Source organism: Rhodoferax ferrireducens (assembly GCF_003347515.1).
Lineage (GTDB): Bacteria > Pseudomonadota > Gammaproteobacteria > Burkholderiales > Burkholderiaceae_C > Rhodoferax.
This window is the reverse complement of the sequence record NZ_QEII01000297.1, coordinates 71886-93883: the sequence shown is the minus strand read 5'-3', so window position 1 is coordinate 93883 and position 21998 is coordinate 71886. Positions and strand designations below refer to the sequence as shown.

Annotated in this window: 23 protein-coding genes and 1 pseudogene; 18 read left to right on the top strand and 6 right to left on the bottom strand. The window is 63.3% G+C overall.

The features are described 5' to 3' along the window. The first annotated feature begins 4 nt into the window (after positions 1–4). From C5P05_RS19630 to C5P05_RS19560, 15 genes and pseudogenes are all read left to right on the top strand, one after another. On the top strand, positions 5–325 hold the full coding sequence (locus C5P05_RS19630; RefSeq protein WP_114971526.1) for an antibiotic biosynthesis monooxygenase family protein: 321 nt from the start codon (positions 5–7) through the stop codon (positions 323–325). A 9-nt stretch (positions 326–334) separates the two neighbouring features. Beyond that, a pseudogene (locus C5P05_RS19625) lies at positions 335–532 on the top strand (DUF1737 domain-containing protein); the annotation flags it as partial. 54 nt (positions 533–586) lie between these two features. Further along, positions 587–991, top strand: a complete 405-nt coding sequence (locus C5P05_RS19620) for a GNAT family N-acetyltransferase (RefSeq protein ID WP_114971677.1) — start codon at positions 587–589, stop codon at positions 989–991. A gap of 187 nt (positions 992–1178) precedes the next feature. Further along, positions 1179–1610 (top strand): GNAT family N-acetyltransferase, encoded by a 432-nt coding sequence (locus C5P05_RS19615; RefSeq protein WP_114971525.1) that lies wholly within the window; start codon positions 1179–1181, stop codon positions 1608–1610. Positions 1611–1644: 34 nt separating this feature from the next. Next, positions 1645–2001, top strand: a complete 357-nt coding sequence (locus C5P05_RS19610) for a bleomycin resistance protein (RefSeq protein ID WP_114971524.1) — start codon at positions 1645–1647, stop codon at positions 1999–2001. Between the two features lie 48 nt (positions 2002–2049). Further along, complete coding sequence (locus tag C5P05_RS19605; protein WP_198674795.1) at positions 2050–2457, top strand: hypothetical protein; 408 nt, start codon at positions 2050–2052, stop codon at positions 2455–2457. A 260-nt stretch (positions 2458–2717) separates the two neighbouring features. Continuing rightward, positions 2718–3887 carry a homocitrate synthase gene (gene nifV / locus C5P05_RS19600; protein WP_114971676.1) on the top strand — a complete coding sequence of 390 codons (1170 nt, stop codon included), beginning with the start codon at positions 2718–2720 and terminating at the stop codon, positions 3885–3887. Continuing rightward, the gene (gene cysE, locus C5P05_RS19595; RefSeq protein ID WP_114971522.1) at positions 3884–4684 is read left to right on the top strand and encodes a serine O-acetyltransferase; all 801 of its coding nucleotides are present in this window, start codon (positions 3884–3886) and stop codon (positions 4682–4684) included. The genes nifV and cysE overlap by 4 nt, the downstream gene beginning before the upstream one ends. 5 nt (positions 4685–4689) lie before the next feature. After that, positions 4690–5028 (top strand): nitrogenase stabilizing/protective protein NifW, encoded by a 339-nt coding sequence (gene nifW / locus C5P05_RS19590; RefSeq protein ID WP_114971521.1) that lies wholly within the window; start codon positions 4690–4692, stop codon positions 5026–5028. 22 nt (positions 5029–5050) lie between these two features. Beyond that, positions 5051–5899 (top strand): electron transfer flavoprotein subunit beta/FixA family protein, encoded by an 849-nt coding sequence (locus tag C5P05_RS19585; protein WP_114971520.1) that lies wholly within the window; start codon positions 5051–5053, stop codon positions 5897–5899. After that, positions 5896–7005, top strand: coding sequence for an electron transfer flavoprotein subunit alpha/FixB family protein (locus tag C5P05_RS19580; protein ID WP_114971519.1), 1110 nt, complete (start codon positions 5896–5898; stop codon positions 7003–7005). The genes C5P05_RS19585 and C5P05_RS19580 overlap by 4 nt, the downstream gene beginning before the upstream one ends. Positions 7006–7025: 20 nt before the next feature. Next, complete coding sequence (locus C5P05_RS19575) at positions 7026–8336, top strand: FAD-dependent monooxygenase (RefSeq protein ID WP_114971518.1); 1311 nt, start codon at positions 7026–7028, stop codon at positions 8334–8336. After that, positions 8333–8632 (top strand): ferredoxin family protein, encoded by a 300-nt coding sequence (locus tag C5P05_RS19570; protein WP_114971517.1) that lies wholly within the window; start codon positions 8333–8335, stop codon positions 8630–8632. The genes C5P05_RS19575 and C5P05_RS19570 overlap by 4 nt, the downstream gene beginning before the upstream one ends. Before the next feature lie 10 nt (positions 8633–8642). Continuing rightward, positions 8643–8966, top strand: a complete 324-nt coding sequence (locus tag C5P05_RS19565) for a (2Fe-2S) ferredoxin domain-containing protein (RefSeq protein WP_114971516.1) — start codon at positions 8643–8645, stop codon at positions 8964–8966. Beyond that, a complete protein-coding gene (locus C5P05_RS19560) occupies positions 8963–9442 on the top strand; it encodes a hypothetical protein (protein WP_114971515.1) in 480 nt (159 codons plus the stop codon). The genes C5P05_RS19565 and C5P05_RS19560 overlap by 4 nt, the downstream gene beginning before the upstream one ends. 61 nt (positions 9443–9503) lie before the next feature. On the opposite strand, the gene C5P05_RS19555 is transcribed toward C5P05_RS19560, so the two are convergent. From C5P05_RS19555 to C5P05_RS19540, 4 genes are read right to left on the bottom strand one after another with little or no spacing between them, the layout of a single operon-like run. Beyond that, positions 9504–10925 (bottom strand): efflux transporter outer membrane subunit, encoded by a 1422-nt coding sequence (locus tag C5P05_RS19555; RefSeq protein WP_114971514.1) that lies wholly within the window; start codon positions 10923–10925, stop codon positions 9504–9506. A gap of 27 nt (positions 10926–10952) precedes the next feature. Then, positions 10953–14195 carry an efflux RND transporter permease subunit gene (locus C5P05_RS19550; RefSeq protein ID WP_114971513.1) on the bottom strand — a complete coding sequence of 1081 codons (3243 nt, stop codon included), beginning with the start codon at positions 14193–14195 and terminating at the stop codon, positions 10953–10955. A gap of 50 nt (positions 14196–14245) precedes the next feature. Then, positions 14246–15466 carry an efflux RND transporter periplasmic adaptor subunit gene (locus tag C5P05_RS19545; protein ID WP_114971512.1) on the bottom strand — a complete coding sequence of 407 codons (1221 nt, stop codon included), beginning with the start codon at positions 15464–15466 and terminating at the stop codon, positions 14246–14248. A 24-nt stretch (positions 15467–15490) separates the two neighbouring features. Then, on the bottom strand, positions 15491–16399 hold the full coding sequence (locus tag C5P05_RS19540) for an alpha/beta hydrolase (RefSeq protein WP_114971511.1): 909 nt from the start codon (positions 16397–16399) through the stop codon (positions 15491–15493). A 180-nt stretch (positions 16400–16579) separates the two neighbouring features. Between C5P05_RS19540 and C5P05_RS19535 the strand changes: the two genes are divergently transcribed. Then, positions 16580–17596, top strand: a complete 1017-nt coding sequence (locus C5P05_RS19535; RefSeq protein WP_114971510.1) for a LysR family transcriptional regulator — start codon at positions 16580–16582, stop codon at positions 17594–17596. Between the two features lie 68 nt (positions 17597–17664). Here the strand turns inward: C5P05_RS19535 and C5P05_RS19530 are convergent, their stop codons facing one another. Further along, positions 17665–19200, bottom strand: coding sequence for an alpha/beta hydrolase family protein (locus C5P05_RS19530; RefSeq protein ID WP_114971509.1), 1536 nt, complete (start codon positions 19198–19200; stop codon positions 17665–17667). Between the two features lie 157 nt (positions 19201–19357). Continuing rightward, on the bottom strand, positions 19358–20266 hold the full coding sequence (gene trxA / locus C5P05_RS19525) for a thioredoxin (protein WP_114971508.1): 909 nt from the start codon (positions 20264–20266) through the stop codon (positions 19358–19360). Between the two features lie 38 nt (positions 20267–20304). Here trxA and purE point away from each other — a divergent pair, with 38 nt between their 5' ends. After that, on the top strand, positions 20305–20799 hold the full coding sequence (gene purE, locus C5P05_RS19520; RefSeq protein ID WP_114971507.1) for a 5-(carboxyamino)imidazole ribonucleotide mutase: 495 nt from the start codon (positions 20305–20307) through the stop codon (positions 20797–20799). Next, positions 20796–21992: a 5-(carboxyamino)imidazole ribonucleotide synthase gene (locus C5P05_RS19515; protein ID WP_114971506.1), complete on the top strand. Its 1197-nt coding sequence runs from the start codon at positions 20796–20798 to the stop codon at positions 21990–21992. Before purE ends, C5P05_RS19515 begins: the two co-directional genes overlap by 4 nt. Positions 21993–21998: the final 6 nt, after the last annotated feature.

Genomic DNA, 21998 nt, shown 5'->3' with positions numbered 1-21998 from the left:
CATCATGATTGCAAGAACCTGGCATGGCCGTGTTCCCGCAAAGCAGGCTGATGCCTATCATGCCTACCTACTCCGCACTGGCTTGAGTGAATACGCTTCCACGCCAGGGAACCAAGGTGTGCACGTTTTTCGTCGCATTGAGGGTGATGTTGCGCACTTCTTGTTGCTCACGTATTGGGATTCGCTCGATGCTATCCGGGCGTTCGCCGGGCCGGACTACGAGCGGGCGCGCTACTTTCCGGAAGATGACAACTATTTGCTGGAGCGTGAACCGTTTGTGACACATTACGAGGCGCTTTCTGCTTCCCCATCATCTGTCGTTTAGGGCAATCTCATGAACGGTACTCATCTTCCATCGGCGCAACCACCAGACGATTTGCCGACCTACCGCTTACTCACCGGGCCAGACGACGCGGCGTTTTGTCGCAGGGTCAGTGAAGCCATAGCGATCGGCTATGTGCTTTATGGTTCGCCCTCTGCCACCTTCAACGGCGAAAGGGTCATCGTTGCGCAAGCCATCGTATGGCCGTCCATCCTTGCATCGCTCGATATTGCGCGCTCAGTTGAGTTCACCTCGTTAGGCGCTATGGAACTCCGCCGAGTGCGACCTGAAGAAGTCCAAAGCGTTCACGAGCTACTCATGGCCAGCGGCTGGAAAGATCGCGTCGGCGATCTCCATCAATTCGCTGCACTGGTCGAAGCGTCGCAGATCGCAGAAGTCGCGGTCATTGAAAACCGCGTCGTCGGCTTCGCTCGCGGCATCACGGACAGCCAATCAAACGGCTATCTCTCCATGGTTGTAGTTACCGCAGCGCATCGGGGAAAAGGCATTGGTCGTCGCTTGGTCGGGCAGGCAACGGGCTCCAATCCCAAAATTACATGGGTATTGCGCGCCGGGCGCGAAGGGGCTTCTGAGTTCTTCGCCAAGCTCGGCTTCGAGCAGTCTTCCATTGCCATGGAGCGGCGGCGCGCGCAATCTGCGCGGCTATGAATTGCGTTTTGCCCAATTGCGAGCGATTTCGCCCGATGATTTTTGATTTTTTGAAGGAGTTATGAAATGAGCACCCTGATGTTGGCTGAGTTCGATGTCGAGACGCGTTTTCAGTTGCGTGCGGCTCGTGGCACGGGGCAGGAGGCGCAGGGCTTGTCGCTTCTCGACAAGGCCATGAGGTAGTCCCATGGCCCTCGAATGGCGCTACGCCCTGGATAACATCGACTGGGACGAGCTCTCCGACCTCTACCGCGTCGCCCCGCTGGGCAACAAGAATGCGGCAGTCTTGAAGACCGTGTTTGCCGCCAGCATGTTCAAGTGCTTTGTCTACGATGCGGGGAGGCTGATCGGCGCCGGTCGGGTACTGGCCGATGGTGTGGATTGCGCTTACCTCTGCGACGTCGCCGTTCACCCGGGCCATCAAGGCGCCGGTGTCGGCAAAGCGATTGTGTCGACGCTGGTGATTCTCTCCAAAAATCACAAGAAGATCATCCTGTACGCGGTTCCCGGCAAGGAACCCTTCTACCGCAAGTTTGGCTTCAAACGCATGACGACTGCGATGGCCATCTTCGCGAATCCAGCCCAAGCCCTTGAGTCAGGGCTGGTCAGTGAAGACTGAGCCGATGTTCAGGCGCAAAAAAAAGGTTTGAATCATGTCCACCGAAACGCAATTCGTCGCCGCAACGCCCGTGCTTGCATCGCTCGATATCGAGCGCTCAGTTGAGTTCTTCCGCATTCACCTCGGTTTCAACAGAGTGCACATGGAGCAGGGCGTCTACGGCATCGTGTCGCGTGACACAGTGCATATTCACTTCTGGGCCTGCGATGAAAGACACATCGCCGAGAACACCAGTTGCAGGATTCGCGTGCAGGGGCTGGATGCCCTTTACGCGGTATGCACTACCGCAGGCATCGTGCACCCAAACGCACTTCTTGATGAAAAGCCATGGGGTGCCAAGGAGTTCGCCGTCCTCGATCCGGATGGAAATCTCATCACCTTTGCCGAATGAAACATGCATCGAAAGGAGCGGGCCGTTTACAAGACATTTGCAATGTGCATGTCGTCCGCCCTGTCGAGTCTGGCGTTACGTTCTCATGGGGATGGTCTCCATGCTTCAATCAACAAGGAATTCATGATGAAAATTCAGACTTTGATCACCGCGCTGGTTCTGGCTGCCAGCGGCGCCGCTTTCGCCCAAACCACGACGGCTACCCCGCGCCTGGATCAGCGTCAGGCGAATCAGGAAAAGCGCATTGAGCAGGGCGTTGCCTCGGGGCAGCTGAACAAAAGAGAAGCGCTTCGTCTCGAAAAACGCGAAGCGAAGCTTGAGGCCGACAAACAAACGGTCAAGGCCGACGGCATAGTCACCGTGCAAGAGCGCAAGCAGCTCAACCGCGAAGCCAGTCGGGACAGCAAAGCGGTTTACCGGCAAAAACACGACAGGCAGGTCGCTGGGGTCAAGTAGCTTTCGCTTTAAAAAAGGCCACAACCGAAGGGTTGTGGCCTTTTTTGCTTTGTCAGGCCGCTGTAGGTGCGGCTCTCATGCCAGTCTCACCGAACTCTGTCCGAAACAACACATTTCCGACAACCATAGTTAGTGGCTAAACCGGGCCGCCGGCCCGATACCCGACAAACCCGTCCCGCTGTCTGTCCCCCACGACGCTGACAGGCCCAAAAACTGGTGGCATGAACTTTGCGATGAAGCTATGCAAAGGACGCCACACCATGCCCCTCAACCTCATCATCAACGACACCACGCTGCGCGACGGCGAGCAGACCGCCGGGGTGGCGTTCACGGTCGATGAGAAATGCGCGATTGCCTGCGCGCTGGCCGCAGCCGGGGTGCCGGAGATGGAGATCGGCATCCCCGCCATGGGCGAGGAAGAGATTGACTGCATCAACGCCATCGCGGCCCTTGAACTGCCCTCAAGCCTGATGGTCTGGGGCCGCCTGACGGAGGGCGACCTGGCCAGTGCACTGCGCTGCCAGGCCGACATCATTCACCTCTCGATCCCGGTATCGGACATTCACTTGCGCCACAAGCTGCGCCAGTCGCGCGAATGGGTGTTGACGCAGGTTACGCGGGTGATCGAACAAGCGGTTGCCAGCGGCCGCAAGATTTCACTCGGCGCCGAAGATGCTTCGCGCGCCGACGCCGACTTTCTGACCCTGGTGGCGCAGCGTGCCCAGGCCTGCGGCGCCAGTCGCATCCGCTTTGCCGATACCCTCGGCGTGCTCGACCCCTTCACCACTTATGACGCCATTGCGCGCCTGCGTGAAGCGGTGGATCTCGAGATCGAAATCCACGCCCACAACGACCTCGGCATGGCCACCGCCAACACCCTGGCGGCCTTGCGCGCCGGCGCCACGCATGCCAACACCACGGTGAACGGCCTGGGCGAACGTGCCGGCAATGCCGCCTTGGAAGAAGTGGTGATGGGTGTGCGCCACCTGCACCAGGCCGACACCGGCGTGGACACGCAGGCGCTGATGCCTATCTCACGTCTGGTGGCGCGGGCCTCGGGTCGGCAAGTGGCCTTCAATAAAAGCATTGTGGGTGACGCCGTGTTCACCCACGAGTCCGGCATCCACATTGATGGCTTGCTGAAAAATGCCTCCACCTACGAGAGTTTTGATCCGTCGGAACTCGGCCGCCAGCGGCGCACTGTCCTGGGCAAGCATTCCGGTTCGCAGGCGGTGCGCCAGGCCTACGGACTGCTGGGCGTGGTGCTGGACGACGATGCGCTGACCGGCCGCGTGCTGGCGCGCATCCGCGACCACGCCATGCGCGTGAAACAGGAAGCGACCCCGGACGAGTTGCGGGGTTTCTTGCGTGATTCCTACACGTCATTTGCGCCGCTCACGGTCCATACCGTGGCCCTGGGTCAGGCATGAAACCCAACCCAAAATCCCTGCGCGCCGAGCCGGCCAATGAACCGGGCGTGTCTCAGCGCACCTGGTGGTCGCTGCTGCGCGAGGATGCGCGTTGTGTGCTGGAGCGCGATCCGGCCGCGCGTAACCTGCTTGAGGTCTGGACCATTTACCCGGGCGTGCAAGCCATCGCGCTGCACCGCATGGCGCATGCCTTGTGGGGGCGCGGCTGGCGCTACCTGCCGCGCTGTATTTCCTTTATCGCGCGCGGGCTGACCCAGGTGGATATTCACCCCGGCGCCAGCATCGGTGCGCGCTTCTTCATCGACCATGGCACCGGCGTCGTGATTGGTGAAACGGCGGAGGTCGGCAACGATGTCACGCTGTACCACGGCGTGACGCTGGGCGGCACCAGCTGGCGCATCGGCAAGCGCCATCCCACTCTGGGCAACCATGTGGTGGTGGGCGCCGGCGCCAAGATTTTGGGACCGATCATGGTCGGTGACCGGGCGCGTGTGGCGGCCAACTCCGTCGTCATTGACGCCGTGCCGGCGGACGCCACCGTGGTCGGCATTCCGGGCCGCGTGGTGGCGCCGCGCCGCCGCACCACCCACGGCTTTGACCTCGATCACCACCTGATTCCCGATCCGGTTGGCAAGGCGATTGCCTGCCTGCTGGACCGCGTGGCGCAACTGGAGCGGACGCAGCAGGCGCAAAGCCGCATCTTCGCCACGGCTGAGGCGCCCTGTGGTGCCTGCGACGACCACTGCACCGAGCCGGGATTCGCGCAATCCTTTCTTCAAACATCCACCATGGAGTAAGCCCGATGGAAAACTTCCTTCAACAACTCAAGGCGCTGTCCTCAGCCGAGGATTTTCTGCAGTACTTCGGCGTGCCCTTCGACCAGCATGTGGTCAACGTCAGCCGGCTGCACATCCTCAAGCGATTCTTCCAGTACATCCGCCAGGAGAACCTGTTGGTGCAGACCAACGAGGTGGGCCTCTACACCCTGTACCGCGAACAGCTGGTCAAGGCCTACGCGGATTTCGTCACCTCGACGCCAGCACAGGAAAAAGTGTTCAAGGTGTTCCAGGACACCAACGGCCGCCAGCATGTGACGCTCGACAGCCTCAAGGCGTCGATGCCACAGCGCGCCGTCGCCTAAAAGGACTACCAGGAGCATTGCCATGCACATCGTCGTTTGTATCAAACAGGTTCCCGATTCGGCGCAGATTCGCGTCCACCCGGTCACCAACACCATCATGCGCCAGGGCGTCCCGGCCATCGTCAACCCGTATGACCTGTTCTCGCTGGAAGAGGCCCTGCGTCTCAAGGACAAGTTCGGCGGCAAGGTCACCATGCTGTGCATGGGCCCGCCGCAAGCCGAAGAAGCCTTGCGCAAGTGCATCAGCTTTGGCGCCGACGACGCCGTGCTGGTGACCGACCGCGCTTTCGCCGGTGCCGACACGCTGGCCACCTCTTATGCGCTGGCCGCCGGCGTGCGCCAGATCGCCAAGGAGCAGGCGGTGGACATTGTGTTCACCGGCAAGCAGACCATCGACGGCGACACCGCCCAGGTCGGCCCCGGCATCGCCAAACGCATGGGGTTGCAGTTGCTGACCTATGTCTCACGCATCGTCGAGGTCGATGAGGAAAAACGCACCATCACGGTGGAGCGGCGCGCCGAAGGGGGCGTGCAGGTGCTCAAAACCTCGCTGCCGTGCCTGATCACGATGCTGGAGAACACCAACGAGATGCGTTTTGCCAACCTGCCCGCCATGATCCACGCTGCCGCCTACCCGGTGCGCAAGTGGAGCAAGGAGCAGGCCGGCATCGAGGACTTCGACAAGATCGGCCTGAAGGGCTCGCCCACCGTGGTGAGCAAGGTCTTCGGCCCGACACCACGCAGCGAGAAGGCCGAGATGCTGGACCTGGAGACCTCCAGCCTGCGCGACCTGTCGCTCAATCTGATCCAGAAGATTTTCACGCGCCACCCGACGCTGGAATCCGATTTGCTGATGAAGGAGATGACATGAGCCAAGCACCTACCCCCGCCGCAGCCCCGGCCAAGCGCCCGGCCGGCCGCCGCAATGTGGAGTTGTCCGACGAACTGAAGGCCTACAAAGGCGTTTGGGTCTTCATCGAACACGACCGCGGCCATGTCCACAGCGTCTCGTGGGAGCTGGTGGGCGAAGCGCGCAAGCTGGCCGACAAGCTGGGTTGCCCGGTCAGCGCGATCCTGCTCGGCGGCTTTGACGAGTCGCTGGAGAAGTTCGCCGCCGAGGCCTTCACCTTTGGCGCCGACAAGGCCTACATCATGCAGGACCCGGTGCTCAAGGGCTACCGCAACGAGCCCTTCACCAAGGGCCTGACCGACCTGGTCAATAAATACCAGCCGGAAATCATGCTGCTCGGCGCCACCTCGATGGGTCGTGACCTGGCCGGCTCGGTCGCCACCACGCTGCTCACCGGCCTGACCGCCGACTGCACCGAACTCAACATTGACCCGACCTCCAAGGCATTGGCCGCGACGCGCCCCACCTTTGGCGGTTCGCTCTATTGCACCATCATGACGCTGGCCTACCGCCCGCAGATGGCCACCGTGCGGCCGCGCGTCATGCTGATGCCGCCGGCCGACGCCAGCCGCACCGGCGAGATCACCTATGACACGCTCGGCATGGTGGAGACGCAGATCGTCACCAAGCTGCTCGATTTCATCGCCGACGCCCACAGCAACAAGATCAACCTGCCGTATGCCGACGTCATCGTCAGCGGCGGCAAGGGCTTGAAGAATCCGGAAAACTTCAAGATGGTGTTCGAGCTGGCCCGCGTGCTCGGCGGCGAGGTCGGAGCCACACGGCCCTGTGTGCAGGCCGGCTGGGTCGAGGCCGATCGGCAAGTGGGCCAGACCGGCAAGACCGTGCGACCCAAGCTCTACATCGCTGCCGGCATTTCCGGCGCGGTCCAGCACCGCGTGGGCTGCGAGAGTTCGGATGTGATCGTGGCGATCAACACCGACGTCAACGCACCGATCTTCGACTTCGCGCACTACGGCATTGTCGGCAACGCGATGCAGGTGCTGCCCGCGCTGACGCAAGCCTTCGCCGCCCATCTGGCGCTGCGCAGCCGCCAGGTCGCCTGATCCGCTTACAGGAGAACGAGATGAAAAAACCATCCCAATTTGACGCCATCGTCGTCGGCGCCGGCCCCTCCGGCAACGCCGCCGCCTACACCCTGGCCAAGGCCGGGCTCAAGGTGCTGCAGATCGAGCGCGGCGAATACCCCGGCAGCAAAAACGTGCAGGGCGCCATCCTCTACGCCAAGGCGCTGGAAGAGATCATTCCCGACTTCCGCGACGACGCGCCGCTGGAGCGCCACATCATCGAGCAGCGCATGTGGCTGCTGGATGAGACCTCCTTCGTCGGCACGCACATCCGCAGCGAGGACTACAACAAGCCGCCCTACAACCGTTACACCATCCTGCGCGCGCAGTTCGACAAATGGTTCAGCGCCAAAGTGCGCGAAGCCGGCGCCTTGCTGATCTGCGAAACCACGGTGAACCACCTGATCATGGACGGCGACCAGGTGGTCGGCGTGAGTTGCGACCGCCTGCAGGGCGAGGTCTTTGCCGACGTCGTGATCCTGGCCGATGGCGTGAACTCCACGCTGGCGCGCAAGGCCGGTTTTCATCCCGAGATTCCGGCCGGCAACGTGGCCCTGGCCGTGAAAGAGATTCTCTTCATGCCGGAAGAAACCATCCGCCAGCGCTTCAACATCGGCGAGGAATCCGGCGTGGTGATCGAGATGGTGGGGCGCATCACCGACGGCATGATGGGCACCGGTTTTCTCTACACCAACAAGGAATCGATCACCATCGGTGTCGGCTGCATGCTGGGCGATTTCAAGAACAACCCGAACCGCACCAGCCCTTACACCTTGCTGGAGCAGATGAAGCGCCACCCCGCCATCGCCCCGCTGATCGAAGGCGGCGAGATGAAGGAATACTGCGCGCACCTGATCCCCGAGGGCGGCTTTCACGCCATACCGCAGATCTACGGCAACGGCTGGATGATCGTCGGGGATTCGGGCGGTTTTGTGAATGCCGTGCACCGCGAAGGCTCGAACCTGGCGATGACCACCGGGCGACTCGCCGCCGAGACGGTGATTGCGGCCAAGGCCGCCGGCAAGGGCTTCCGCACCGGCGCGCTCAAGCCCTACAAGACCGCGCTCGATGCCAGCTTTGTGATGAAGGACCTCTACAAATACCGCGACATGCCCGCCGTGCTGCACAAGAACCCTCAGTTCTTCACCAGCTATCCCGACATGGTGGCGCAAGCCGCCCGCACCATGATCACAGTGGACGGTGTGGACAAGAAGACCAAAGAGCGCGAAATATTCGCGAGCTTCCGCAAGACCCGCAAGCTCACCGGCCTGGTGGGTGACGCGTACAAACTCTGGAAGGCCATCCGATGAATGCCATTGCCGTCAATGTCGAAGAGAAACTCTTCCAGAACCGCTACCGCGTCGACGCGGGCCGGCCGCACATCAAAATCAAGGACGCCGACATCTGCACCAACGTCTGCGTCGTCAAGAGCTGCACCTTTGTCTGCCCGGCCTCGTGCTACAAGACCGAAGGTAATGGCAGCGTGACCCTGATCACCGACGGCTGTCTGGAATGCGGCAGCTGCCGCATCATTTGCAGCGAGCACCTCAACGTGGATTGGGAATATCCGCGCGGCGGCCACGGCATTTTGTTCAAGTTCGGTTAAAGGGAACACCATGAGCAAACCCCAACGCCACGTCTTCGTCTGCAACCAGAACCGGCCGGCCGAGCATCCGCGCGGCTCCTGCGCTGCCAAAGGTTCCAGTGCCGTGTTGCAGGCCTTCTGGGCCGAACTGCAAAAGCGCCAGGCTTACGAGAAGATCGCCGTCACCTATTCGGGTTGCCTGGGGCCGTGCGAAAAAGGGCCTAATGTGCTGGTCTATCCCGAGGCGGTTCTCTATAGCGGTGTGGCGCCCAGCGATGTTGAAGAAATTTTCAACAGCCACCTCGAAGGCGGCACGCCGGTCGCGCGCCTGCTGGCACCGGCGACAGTCTGGTGAATCTGGGTACCGGGATCGAATCGGTCGAATTGTTTGGCGGGACGGTGTCACCCGCCGTGCAGCACCTGATCGATGTGGCGCGCAATGCGCTGCCCGCGCAGGTGCAAGCCGCGCTGTGGACCGCGGTGGCCACCGCGCCGGATCAGTTGCCGGTGTATTACATGCTTTACAAGATGCATGCCGGGCGCGGCGAGCTGGACCTGGCGTTGCAGGCGGCCAGCAAGGGGCTGGCTGCGGCGGCGCAAGCGGCGCAGCTGTCGCTTGACTGGCAAACGGTGTTGCCGGGGGCCACGGATTTTTCGGTTCCCGGACCGGCGCGCTTCTGGCTCTTTACGCTCAAGGCGCTGGCTTTTATTCAGCTGCGCCGCGGTGAGCGCGACAGCGCCACCGCCCTGGTGGCACGCTTGCGCCTGCTGGACCCGGATGACCACCTGGGCGCCAGCGTTATTGAAGCACTGTTGAGCGAATCCACCTGACGCTATAGCCTGCGTACCCGCCCGAGAAACAGTTATCTCGAGCATCCGATGACCTGGTAATTCAAGCCCAGCCACCCCCCAGCGCACGGATCAGCCCGACCGTGGCCAAGTACTGCGCCGCTCGCACCTGCAGCGCCTGCCTGCGGTTGCGCAACTCACTTCGCTGCGCATCCAGCAGTTCGAGCTGGCTGACGAAGCCATTGCGGTAGCGCGAGTCCGACAGCACGGTGGCGCGGCTGCTCGACGCAACCGAACGCGACTGCGCTTCGGACTGCTCGGCCAGCAGCCGCAGCGAAGCCAGCTGGTCTTCCACATCCCGGAAGGCGACCAGCACCTGCTCGCGGTAATTGGCCAAAGCGATGTCGAGTTCGGCACGCGCATTTTGCACACCGGCTTCGCGCCGGCCGCCGTCAAACAGCGGCAAGGAGAGCAGTGCGCCCACGCCCCAGGCCTGGGCGGACATCGTGAACAAGTCCTTGAGCTCGGGCGCCGCATAGCCGCCGTTGGCTGTCAGCGAAAAGCTGGGGAACCAGGCCGCTTGGGCGACACCGACGCGCGCCTGGGCGGACTGCATGCTGCTTTGGGCCGCCGCGATATCGGGCCGGCGCGTCAACACGGTGCTGGGCACGCCGGCCGGTATGGCGGGCAAGGCCGTCGCCCATTCGGTGGGCGTGACCTGAAAGCGGGAGGCGACTTCGCCCACCAGCACGGCCAGCGCATGTTCGAGCTGGGCGCGGCGCTGGTCGAGTGCGAAGGCTTCGGATTCGGTGGACGCCACTTCAGAGCGCACGCGCGCCACATCCAGCTCGGCTACATCGCCTTCCTTGAAGCGCACTTCCGTCAGGCGCAAAGTATTGCGGTAGGCCTGCAGCGTCTCGCGCACCAGGGTGCGTTCGCTGTCGATGGCGCGCAGGCTCAGGTAGGTCTGGGCCACATCGGCCTGCACCAGCAGTTGCGTGCTGCGCAGCAGGGCTTCGCGGGACTGGGCATCCAGTGCGGCGGCGTTCGACGCGGCAGAAAGCTTGCCGAACAGGTCCACTTCATACGACAGGTTGGCGCCGGCACTGACCACGGTTTGAGCCACATTGCCGGTCGTTGAATTATTCTGGCGCGTGGCACCGGCGCCCAGGCCCACCTGCAGGGAACGGTTGGCGTCGGTCAGGCCGGCAATCGCGCGGGCCTGTGCCAGGCGACCGGCTGCCACTTGCACGCTGTTGTTGTTGCGGCCGGCCTGGTCGACCAGCTGGTCCAGCACCGGATCGGAGAACACTTTCCACCACAGGCCTTGCGCCTGGGCTGGTGTGCTCGCCGGGTTGATTGACGTGATGCTCGATGCGGTAGGAGCGGTGTTTTCCTTGAAGGTCGTGGGTGCCGCCGGCAGGCTGGACGCATCGATAGACGCGCTGGTCGCGCAGCCGGCCAGCACCAGCGCGGCGAGCAGCGGCAGCAGCGCCAGGCGCCGCTTGGAAGAGGTCTGGTTCATGAGGAACTCCTGGGTTTTCATGGTTTGTTATTCGTGGTGTCCGATGGCCGCAGCGGGCTGGGCATGGCCAGGCGCACCGCCCGCCGCGTGGCTGGTGGCAAAGCCATCCAGGTGCGGCACTTCGCCATGCAGTTTGAGCGGGCGGTTGCCCGCCAGGCGGCGAAGTGCCACGTAAAACACCGGCGTGAGAAACAGTCCAAACGCCGTCACGCCAATCATCCCGGAGAACACCGCCACCCCCATGGCCGAACGCATCTCCGCACCGGCGCCGGTTGACAGCACCAGCGGCAATACACCCATCACGAAGGCCAGCGAGGTCATCAGGATGGGGCGCAAACGCAGGCGGCTGGCCTCGATGGCGGCCTGCACCGGTGTGCGCCCGGCAAACTCCAGTTCCCGCGCGAACTCCACGATCAGGATGGCGTTCTTCGCCGACAGGCCCACCAGCACCATCAGCCCGATCTGGGTGAAGACATTGTTCTCCCCACCCGACAGCCACACGCCCGTCATCGCGGCCAGCAGCCCCATGGGCACGATCAGAATAATCGCGACCGGCAAGGTCAGGCTTTCATACTGCGCCGCCAGCACCAGGAAGACCAGCAGAATCGCCAGCGGGAACACCAGCACGGCGGAGTTGCCGGCCAGGATTTCCTGGTAGGTCAGCTCGGTCCACTCAAAGCTGATGCCTTTGGGCAAGGTCTCGGCCGCAATGCGTTCCACCGCAGCTTGCGCCTGGCCGGACGAGTAACCCGGTGCCGGGCCGCCGCTCACGTCGGCCGAGAGGTAGCCGTTGTAGCGCATGGCGCGCTCGGGGCCAAAGCTGGACTGCACCTTCATCAGCGCCGACAGCGGCACCATCTCGCCGGTGGTGGAGCGCACCTTGAGCAGGCCCACGTCTTCAGCCCGCGCACGGTAGGCGGCGTCGGCCTGCACGCGCACGCTGTAGGTGCGGCCAAACTTGTTGAAGTCGTTGGCGTACAGGCTGCCGAGGTAGATCTGCATGGTGTCGAAAATATCCGTCACCGGCACATGGAGCTGGCGCGCCTTGGTGCGGTCGATGTCGGCATACAGCTGCGGCACGTTGACCTGCCAGCTGGTAAAAATCCCGGCCAGCTCGGGCGCCTGCGCGACCTTGCCCATGAAGGCCTTGACCGCCGTGTCCATGGCCTCATAACCGAGCGAGGCGCGATCTTCCAGTTGCAGCTTGAAACCCCCCGTCGTGCCCAGGCCCTCCACCGGCGGTGGCGGGAACATCACGATGAAGGCGTCCTGAATGCTGCCGAAAGCCTGGTTGAGTTGTCCGGCCACCGCGCCGCCGCTCTGGTCCTTGCGGTTACGTTCGGCAAACGGCTTGAGCGTGGCAAACACAATGCCCGAGTTGGAGCTGTTGGTAAAGCCGTTGATCGACAGGCCCGGGAAGGCAATCGCATCCTCCACGTTCGGGTTCTTCTTCATGAGCTCGCCCATGCGTTTGATCACGTCTTCGGTCCGATCCAGCGTGGCGCCGTCCGGCAACTGCGCAAAACCAATCAGGTACTGCTTGTCCTGCGCCGGCACAAAACCGCCGGGCACCAGCTTGAAGATGCCGACCGTCGCGCCGACCAGCACCAGGTACAAGACCAGCATCAGCGTCTTGCGCGAGATCGCGCTTGTCACACCCGTGCTGTAGCCCGTGGCACCGCGGCTGAACAGGCGGTTGAAGCCGGCGAAGAAGCGGCCAAAGACCTTGTCCATGCCGCGCGTCAGCGCATCCTTGGGCGCATCGTGACTCTTCAGCAGCAAGGCGGCCAGGGCCGGCGACAAGGTCAGCGAATTGATCGCCGAAATCACGGTCGATATCGCAATCGTCACCGCAAACTGGCGGTAGAACTGGCCGGTCAAGCCGCTGATGAACGCCAGCGGGACAAACACCGCCACCAGCACCAGCGCAATTGCAATGATCGGGCCCGACACCTCGCGCATGGCGCGGTAGGTCGCCTCGCGCGGCGTCAAACCGCTCTCGATATTGCGCTCCACGTTTTCGACCACCACGATGGCATCGTCCACCACAATGCCGATGGCCAGCACCAGCCCGAACAGGCTGAGCGCGTTGATGGAAAAGCCCAGCAAGTGCAGCACGGCAAAGGTGCCGACCACCGACACCGGCACCGCCAGCAGCGGAATGATGGAGGCACGCCAGGTTTGCAAAAACAAGATCACCACCAGCACCACCAGCGCGATGGCTTCGAGCAGGGTCGTGATCACCGATTTGATGGACGCGCGCACGAACTGCGTCGGGTCGTAGGCGATGCGGTACTCCACGCCCTCGGGCATGTTCCTGGCAAGCTCGTCCATGGTCTTGCGCACCTCGGCTGAGATATCCAGCGAGTTGGAACCCGGCGCCTGGAACACGCCCATGCCCACGGCCGGCTTGTTGTTCAGCAGCGAACGCAGCGCGTAGTCGGCGGCGCCCAGCTCCAGGCGCGCAATGTCGCGCAGCCGCGTGACCGCGCCGTCGGCACCGGTCTTGACGATGATGTCGCCGAACTCTTCTTCATTTTGCAAGCGCCCCTGGGCGTTGATCGACAGTTGCATGTCCACCCCCTCCAGCCCGGGCGAGGCACCGACCACACCGGCCGCGGCCTGGACGTTCTGGCCGCGAATGGCGCTGACCACATCGCTGGCCGAGAGGCCGCGTTGCGCGACTTTTTGCGGGTCCAGCCAGACGCGCATGGAATAATCGCCGCCGCCAAAAACCTGCACCTGTCCCACGCCCTGGATGCGCGCGAGCCGGTCCTTGACATTCAGCACCGCGTAATTGCGCAGGTAGTTGATGTCGTAACGGTCATTGGGCGACACCAGGTGCACCACCATCGTGATGTTGGGCGAGCTCTTGACCGTGCTCACGCCCAGCCGGCGCACCTCTTCAGGCAGGCGCGGCTCGGCCTGCGAGACGCGGTTTTGCACCATCTGCTGCGCCTTGTCGGGGTCGGTGCCCAGCTTGAAGGTGACGGCCAGCGTCATCACACCGTCGGTGGTGGCCTGGCTGTTCATGTAGAGCATGCCTTCCACCCCGTTGATGGATTCCTCCAGCGGTGTGGCCACCGTCTCGGCAATCACTTTCGGGTTGGCGCCCGGGTACTGGGCGCGCACCACCACCGTCGGCGGCGCCACTTCCGGATACTCCGAAATCGGCAGGCCGCGCAGCGCGACCAGGCCGGCAATCAGCATCAGCAAGGACAGCACGCCGGCAAAAATCGGCCGGTCGATAAAAAATTTGGAAAGATTCATGGCAATTCTTCTGGTTCAGGTCAATGGCGGGCTCGGGTTCAGGCGCCGGCTCATGATTTCGCGGCCAGCAGGACCGGCTTGGCCAGTTCGGCCTTGGCCGACATCTCCACCACCTGCGGCGCCACCAGGGCGCCCGGGCGAACGCGCTGCAGGCCATTGACGACGATGCGTTCATTGGCCGCCAGTCCGTCCTTCACGATGCGCAGGCCGTTGACCGACGCACCCAGCGTGACTTCGCGGTACATCGCCTTGTTGTCGGCGCCGACCACCAGCACGAATTTCTTGTTCTGATCGGTGCCGACGGCGCGCTCGTTGATCAACAGCGCCGTGCCCTGGGTGGCCTGGCCCATGCGGATGCGCGCAAACTGGCCGGGTATCAGCTGGCCATCCTTGTTGTCGAACACGGCACGGGCGCGCACGGTGCCGCTCTTCGGGTCGACCTGGTTGTCGACCAGTTGCAGGCGGCCCGCAAACGGCGTGTCGGTGCTGGCGGCGGTGCCCATTTGCACGGGGATGCGCTCCAGCTTGCGCTCGCCCTTCACGCCAACATCCTTCAGGGCCTTGGCGACCACCTGCTCGTCGGCGTCGAAGCTCGCATAAATCGGGCTGACCGACACCAGCGTGGTCAACACCGGTGCGCCCGGGCCGGCTGCAATCAGGTTGCCGATGGTCACTTCCAGCTTGCCGACGCGACCGGACACCGGCGCCCGCAACTGCGTGTAGCCCAGGCTGAGTTGCGCCGTTTGCAAGGCCGCCTGGGCGGCGCGCAAATTGGCATCGGCTTCACGCTGGCCGTTGACGCGCTCATCCAATTCGCGCTTGGAGATGGCCTGCTCGGTCCAGAGGCGCTGCGACCGTTCCTGCTCGCCCTTGGCCTGCGTCACCCGGGCCTGGGCCGCCGCCACCTGGGCATCGGCACGCTCCACCTCGGCGGCATAAGGCGCCGGGTCGATGGTCAGCAGCAGCTCGCCTTTGCTGACCAGCGCGCCCTCCCGAAAGTGCACGGCCTGGATCGTGCCGGCCACCCGCGAGCGGATATCGACCCGCTCCACGGCTTCGAGCCGGCCGGAAAACTCGTCCCAGGCTGCCACCTCGCTTTGCACGACGGTGGCCACGGACACCGGTGTCGCCGGCGCCTCGGCCGCTGCACCGGGTTGAGCCTCGGAACGGGAGACACCCAGCACGGCGCCGGCGATGCCCGCCACGGCCAGGACGGCCAGCACCACGGCCAGCAGGCGGTGTCGAGGGGTGTGGAGTTGAATTTTCTGCATGATGAAGGTCCTCGAAAAATGGAATTACGAAACTGAAACAGGGGGTGAAGAAAAAAGCTTAGCCGTGAATTCCGCTGCCGCACGGTCCGAAAAGCCGTCGAAGAAGGCGCTGAACTGCTGCCGCACGGCGGGCGCCCAGGCCGCCTCGTGGCTGGCGGGCTGCAGGTAGCTGCTGGGCCAACCGGTCGGGCCGGGCAGCACGGTGGCATGCACCAGGCGCCCGGCGTTGCGCAAGCGCTCGGCATAAGCCAGCGATTCGTCCCGCAGGGGATCGTCCTGCGCGGTCAGCAGCAGGGTCGGCGGCAGCGCGGACAGGCGCAGCGCATGGCCTGGCGCGGCATAGGGATGGCTGGCCTGCTCCAGGCGCGACAGGTACTGGTGCCAGCCATCGGCCCAGAGGCAACCGACCGGGCCGGCATCGGCACAGCGCAAGGACGCGGTGGCCATGCAGGGGTCCAGCATCGGGGACAACAAAATTTGCCCGGCCAGCGCAGTTTGCTGCTGGTCGCGCGCCATCAGGGTGACGGCGGCTGCTAGGTTGCCGCCGGCTTCCTCGCCCGCGACGAAAATAGGCGCACCCTTGCCGGCCAGCTTGTGGCGGGCTTTCCAGGCCCACACCAGCGCCGCGTAACCGGTTTCCACCGCTTGTGGAAAAGGCTGGGCCGGTGCCAGCGGATAGTCAATCGACATGACCACCGCCCCGGCCTGGGCCAGCAGGCGCGGGATGCACGAGCCGCTATCCAGCGAGCCGCCGACAAAAGCACCCGCATGAAAATGAAGCACCAGGGGGACAGGCGCAGAGGCGGCCAGCGCGCTGCGACCGCCGTAAAAGCGCACGCCCAAGGGCCGGTTCAGCGAAATAGTGATCTGTTTGTCCACCTCTTGCGGCCGCGCCGCAGGCGTGCTGGAAGGGGAGGTGTGAAGGCCGTGCATCTTGTCAAGCCGCCAGGCGGCGCCAGTTTGTTGCGATGCAGCAGAATGTAGGGTGGATCGGCCGGACAATAAATAGCCGTTTTGCTTATACTTTGTTTCACCAGAGAAACAATCGACCCGCAATCGACGCTTCTCGTCTGATAAACCCTTGAGGCCAGCCCTTAACCCGACAGGATTTTCATGGACAAATTTTCCGCCATGCAGGCTTTTGTGCGTGTCGTCGAAGCCGGCACCTTTACCAAGGCCGCCGACTCGATGCACCTGCCCAAAGCCACGGTCACCCGCCTGATCCAGGACCTGGAAAAAGAGCTGGACACCAAATTGCTCAACCGCACCACGCGCAAGGTCACCGTCACCGTCGACGGCGCGGCCTATTACGAGCAGGCCAGCCGCTTGCTGGGCGAGGTGCATGAGCTGGAGTCGAGCATGTCGCGTGCCAAGGCCAGCCCGCGCGGCAAAGTGAAGGTGGATGTTCCTTCGTCCCTGGGCCTGGCCGTCATTATTCCGGCGCTGCCGGACTTTTATGCGCGCTATCCGGACATCCAGCTGCAGTTGGGCGTCAGCGACCGGCCGGTCGACATCATTGCCGAAAATGTGGACTGCGTGGTGCGTGCCGGCGAGATCACGGACCAGTCACTGGTGGCGCGGCGGATTGGCGAGTTTTACGTGATGGCCTGTGCGTCCCCAGCCTACCTCCAGCGCCACGGCGTACCGCAGCATCCGGGCGAACTCGAGAACGGGCATCACACGATTCGCTATGTGTCGACGAGCAATAACAAGCTGTATGTCCTCAAGATGCACAAGGATGGCGAAGTGGTGGAAGTCGAAGGGCGTCACCAGCTCGCGGTCAATGACTCCAACGCCGGCGTTGTGGCGGGGCTGTCGGGTCTGGGCGTCCTGTTTACCTTGAGCTTCCTGGTGCAGAACCACATCAGCAGCGGCGCGCTGGAGCCGCTGTTCACCGGCTGGTGCACCGAGGCCAAACCGATCTATGTGGTCTACCCACCGAATCGGCACCTGAGCAACAAGGTGCGCGTCTTCGTCGACTGGATCGCCGAGCTGTTTGCCAAACATGATTTGATCAACCGCAAAAGCTCCTTGCCCGCCGAGATGTGTCGCGGCTGGGCGGCGGTCAAAGAGCCGGTTGTGGATGCAGCGGAAAAAGCTGAAAAAGCGGAGACCGCCGACGCGGTGTGAGGCGAATACCGAAATACAAGACTGACTGTCACCCGTACCCCTGTACCGGTGACAGCCAGCACGGTCGGTTAAAACTGCGAGAAGAAGCCACGCGCTGCCGCGTTGCAGTACGGCGGCACCAAACCGCCATGGTAGGAAGCGGTCACGACGGCGGCTGCATTGGCGCCTGCGGCGGCGATGGTTGCGGCCTTGGCGTTGGCAAACCCCACCTTGGCCGCAGCGAACGGATCGCTCGTGCCAACGGCTGAGTCAATGTCGAGCACCGTGACCAGGCGCGCCGCCACTTGAGGTGCCCACAAAGCACCCATCACGCCAGTGTTCAGGCTATAGAACACGGTCGGATCGCCATTGCCGCCGCACAGCAGCACCGGTGTCGTCGGCGTCCAGCCCCGCAGATCGTTGCGCTTGACCGCCGCGCGGATCGGGTTTTGCGGGTTGGCCGCGGGCGCGCCGGTCGTGAACGCCGGCACCACGCCATCGGGACTGGTCGCTGCGTCCGTCAGGTAGCTCAAGCGTGCGCTGTTCTTGATCAGGTTGGCGGGGCCAAAGCCAGCGGCGAACAAGGCATCGGTGGCGCCGGTGCCGGTCGGCGGCGTGATTGCTGCATAAGCGGGTAGCGGCGCGGTGTTGCTGAAGAGCGCCAACTGGGGTAGCTTGCCACTGCTGAACACGGTGGTGGAGTCGTAAATTCCCGGCAGCAGCGACTCGATGCCGGTGGCATAAGCGCTTTCATAAATGTCGGACGGGCTGCTGTACAAATTGCCGTAGGCCTTTTGAAAGCTCGTGAAAATCAAGGGCGTAAAGACGGTGCCGCCAGCGTTCACGTTGCCATAGAAAGTCGCGTCAGACTGGGCAGCCAGCGCATAAGGCCCGGACATGGGGGCCGAGGCGGTGACCGGGATGCCGGCGGCCTGCATGGCGCGGTGCGTGGCCATGGCGACGTGGCCGCCCTGCGAGTAGCCGGTGATGAACAGCTTGGCACTGGCGCTGGTGGGCGAGGGCAGGCCCGGCAGCGCCTTCCTGGCGGCGGTCAGCGCGTCCATCATGTCCTTGGACTGCTGGTCGGCATTCAGGTAGGGGTGGTAGCCCAGGGAAGAGCTGTCGTAGCCGGCATAGTTGGGCGCCACCACGATGTAGCCCTGGGCTGCATACAGGGCGGCGAGGAACTGGCCCTCCGAATAGGCCGGGTTGGTGCTGTCGGTGAAGTCCGCCAGGTTGTAGCGTTTGGTGATGTTGGTGCCGTGGGCATACAGCACGATCGGGCGCGCACCCGTGCATTGGGGCGCGCTGCCGGTGGGCACCAGCAAGGCGCCCGAGGCATGGGTGGCCTCACCTGTGCCGCCGACGGTGCCGTAGCGGATGTACTGCACATCGACGCCGCACACCGGCGTGCCCGCCAACTGCTGCAGGCCTTGCCCGCTGGTGCTGGCCTGCAGTTTGGCGCTGAAGTCGGCGGCGCTCATCGAGGCGATGCGCGGCGGCGGATTCTGCATGAGCTCGCCGCGCGCCGGGTTGGTGTTGGTGCCCCCATCCCCGCCACCACCACATGCTGCGACCAGCAGCGTCGCGCCCAGGGCGGCCCATAAAGCCTTGAAATAGCTCATTCGATGTTTCCTTTGTTGTTGTTGAGTTTAAAAATAGCACGCTCGTACTATTTTTAAGTTGAAAATAGTAGCTGCGATAGGAAGAAGCCGTAGCGAGGGTAACTACCGAGCCGCCCACAATATTTGTGAAGCGGCTCTCCAGAAGCCGCCTGGCTATTTAGCTCAGCACCACGCTGCTCAAGCGGCGGCGGTAGGTGGCGACCGTGGGGTCCACCGGGGGGATCTGGCCGTCGGCGACCTTGATCGGCGCGGGCTCGATGATGTCCAGAATGGCGATATAGGTCTTGCGCGCCAGATCGTCGGCCCAGGCTTTGTCGCGCATCAGGATTTCCAGCAGTTCGTCCATGGCGCCGGTCCAGTCTTGCGTTGCCATCAGGACTTGCGCCTTGGCGAAGCGGCTATCGAAGTCGCGCTTGTTCAGCGCAATTTTTGCATCAAATCCGACGCTAGCCCCCGTCAAATCAGCGCGATCAGCTGCGAAATCAATAGCGTTCATCCAGCGTTGCAGGGAATCAAAGCGCCGCACCAGCCCGGTTTTCGCAATCACGGGCGCGAAAGCCACCTTGGCGTCGTCATCGCGGTCCAGCAGCAGCAGGTGCTTGATGTATTCAAAACGGGCGTTTTCATCGTCCGGGTTCTTCAGCACGGCCTGGTGCAGCGCCTCGTGGATCGCCTCCGGGTCGTTGGCGTCGGGTGCGTCGCCAACTTCAACGCTGGTGACTTCGGCCTCCAGCACGTCGCCTTCGGGCAGATGCTTGTCCAGAAACTCCTTGATCTTGCCTTCGGGCAAGGCGCCCATGAAGCCGTCCACCGGTTTGCCCTGGTACATCAGCACGCAGGTCGGAATGCTGCGAACGCCAAAAGCCTGACTCAGTTCCTGCTCCTGATCCGAGTCAATCTTCACCAGCTTGAAGCGGCCAGCGTAGTCGGTTTCCAGCTTTTCCAGAATCGGGCCGATCACTTTGCAGGGGCCGCACCAGGGCGCCCAGAAGTCAACCAGCACCGGGGTGTGCATCGAGACGTCCAGCAGTTCGGCATTGAAGTTATCAGCAGTTACGTTCATCATTTTGGGTAGCTCGGGGTGAGTAAGTAAAATTCGGCACTATGAAACATATTCAAATCGGCGTCGTCATGGGTTCCAGTTCCGACTGGGACACCATGCAACACGCAGTCCACATTCTCCAACAGTTTGGTATCCCTCATGACGCCCGCGTGGTGTCGGCGCACCGCATGCCGGACGATATGTTTGCCTACGCGGAAGCCGCCGTGGGCCGGGGCCTCAAGGCCATCATCGCCGGGGCTGGCGGCGCGGCGCATCTGCCGGGCATGCTGGCGGCCAAAACCACGGTGCCGGTGCTGGGGGTGCCGGTGGCCAGCAAGCATCTGTCGGGCGTGGATTCGCTGCACAGCATTGTGCAAATGCCCAAGGGCATACCGGTGGCCACCTTTGCGATTGGCGCCGCCGGCGCCGCCAACGCCGCCTTGTTTGCCGTGGCCATGCTGGCCAATGACGACCCGGCCCTGCGCGCCAAACTCGACGCCTTTCGCGCCGAACAAACCGAAATCGCCCGTGGCATGACGCTGCCGCCGGTGCTATGAGCCGCCAGACGGTTTTGCCGGGTAGCGCGGCCAGCGGTCAACAGGCGACGCTGGGCGTGATGGGTGGCGGGCAGCTCGGTCGCATGTTCGTGCAGGCGGCCCAGGCCATGGGTTATTTCACCGTGGTGCTGGACCCCGACGTGATCAGCCCAGCGGGCCTGGTGAGCCACTACCACATCCAGACCGATTACCTGGACGAGCAGGGCCTGGCGCAGCTGATGCAGCGCTGCGCCGCCATCACCACCGAATTTGAAAACGTGCCGGCGCCCGCCCTGATGACCTTGGGCTCCGCCCGGCCGGTGGCGCCCAGTGCCGAGGCCGTGGGTATTGCGCAAGACAGGGTCAAGGAGAAGGCGCATTTTGTGCGCTGTGGCGTGCCGTGCGCGCCTTACGCGGTGATCGAAAGCGCGGCCCAACTGGCCGCCGTGACCGAAGACTTGCTGCCCGGCATCCTGAAGACCGCGCGCATGGGCTACGACGGCAAGGGCCAGGTGCGCGTGAGCAACCGGGCCGAGCTCGCCAGCGGCTGGGACGAACTCAAGAACGTGACTTGCGTGCTGGAAAAGATGCTGCCGCTGAAAGCCGAGTGCTCGGTGATCGTGGCGCGCGGCTGGGACGGTACCTGTGTCAATCTGCCGGTGCAGTTGAACCTGCACCGCGAGGGAATTCTGGCGGTGACCGAGGCTTTTGAAGGAAATCTGCCTCCAGCCCTCGCGGAACAAGCGGTAGTAGCTACTAAATCGATCGCGGAAGAGTTGCAGTACGTGGGCGTGCTGTGCGTGGAGTTTTTCATCCTGCACGAGGGCACGGCCGAGGCCCAAGCGCTGGGCAAGCTGATCGTCAACGAGATGGCGCCGCGCCCGCACAACAGTGGCCACTACAGCCTGGACGCCTGCGATCTCTCGCAGTTCGATCTGCAGGTGCGCACCCTGGCCGGCCTGCCGCTGGTGCAGCCGCGCCAGCACAGCCCGGCCATCATGCTCAATCTGCTGGGCGATTTGTGGGTCGATAACAAGACGCCGCCTTGGGATCAGGTGCTGGCGCTGCCCGGCGCCCACTTGCAGCTGTACGGCAAGCTCAAGGCCAGCAAGGGCCGCAAGATGGGGCACCTGACCCTGACCGGTGCCACGGTGGCCGAGGTGCGCGCCACGGCCCTGGCGGCGGCGGCCATCCTCGGCATTGAGGCGTTTTGAGTGCGG

Coding starts and splice junctions, on each gene's coding strand:
- C5P05_RS19630 (WP_114971526.1), top strand. CDS start 5: ATGATTGCAAGAACCTGGCATGGCCGTGTTCCCGCAAAGCAGGCTGAT.
- C5P05_RS19615 (WP_114971525.1), top strand. CDS start 1,179: ATGGCCCTCGAATGGCGCTACGCCCTGGATAACATCGACTGGGACGAG.
- cysE (WP_114971522.1), top strand. CDS start 3,884: ATGAAACCCAACCCAAAATCCCTGCGCGCCGAGCCGGCCAATGAACCG.
- C5P05_RS19540 (WP_114971511.1), bottom strand. CDS start 16,399: ATGCACGGCCTTCACACCTCCCCTTCCAGCACGCCTGCGGCGCGGCCG.
- C5P05_RS19550 (WP_114971513.1), bottom strand. CDS start 14,195: ATGAATCTTTCCAAATTTTTTATCGACCGGCCGATTTTTGCCGGCGTG.
- C5P05_RS19515 (WP_114971506.1), top strand. CDS start 20,796: ATGAGCCGCCAGACGGTTTTGCCGGGTAGCGCGGCCAGCGGTCAACAG.
- C5P05_RS19605 (WP_198674795.1), top strand. CDS start 2,050: ATGTCGTCCGCCCTGTCGAGTCTGGCGTTACGTTCTCATGGGGATGGT.
- purE (WP_114971507.1), top strand. CDS start 20,305: ATGAAACATATTCAAATCGGCGTCGTCATGGGTTCCAGTTCCGACTGG.
- C5P05_RS19565 (WP_114971516.1), top strand. CDS start 8,643: ATGAGCAAACCCCAACGCCACGTCTTCGTCTGCAACCAGAACCGGCCG.
- C5P05_RS19545 (WP_114971512.1), bottom strand. CDS start 15,466: ATGCAGAAAATTCAACTCCACACCCCTCGACACCGCCTGCTGGCCGTG.
- nifV (WP_114971676.1), top strand. CDS start 2,718: ATGCCCCTCAACCTCATCATCAACGACACCACGCTGCGCGACGGCGAG.
- C5P05_RS19580 (WP_114971519.1), top strand. CDS start 5,896: ATGAGCCAAGCACCTACCCCCGCCGCAGCCCCGGCCAAGCGCCCGGCC.
- trxA (WP_114971508.1), bottom strand. CDS start 20,266: ATGATGAACGTAACTGCTGATAACTTCAATGCCGAACTGCTGGACGTC.
- C5P05_RS19555 (WP_114971514.1), bottom strand. CDS start 10,925: ATGAACCAGACCTCTTCCAAGCGGCGCCTGGCGCTGCTGCCGCTGCTC.
- nifW (WP_114971521.1), top strand. CDS start 4,690: ATGGAAAACTTCCTTCAACAACTCAAGGCGCTGTCCTCAGCCGAGGAT.
- C5P05_RS19575 (WP_114971518.1), top strand. CDS start 7,026: ATGAAAAAACCATCCCAATTTGACGCCATCGTCGTCGGCGCCGGCCCC.
- C5P05_RS19620 (WP_114971677.1), top strand. CDS start 587: ATGGAACTCCGCCGAGTGCGACCTGAAGAAGTCCAAAGCGTTCACGAG.
- C5P05_RS19530 (WP_114971509.1), bottom strand. CDS start 19,200: ATGAGCTATTTCAAGGCTTTATGGGCCGCCCTGGGCGCGACGCTGCTG.
- C5P05_RS19570 (WP_114971517.1), top strand. CDS start 8,333: ATGAATGCCATTGCCGTCAATGTCGAAGAGAAACTCTTCCAGAACCGC.
- C5P05_RS19610 (WP_114971524.1), top strand. CDS start 1,645: ATGTCCACCGAAACGCAATTCGTCGCCGCAACGCCCGTGCTTGCATCG.
- C5P05_RS19585 (WP_114971520.1), top strand. CDS start 5,051: ATGCACATCGTCGTTTGTATCAAACAGGTTCCCGATTCGGCGCAGATT.
- C5P05_RS19535 (WP_114971510.1), top strand. CDS start 16,580: ATGGACAAATTTTCCGCCATGCAGGCTTTTGTGCGTGTCGTCGAAGCC.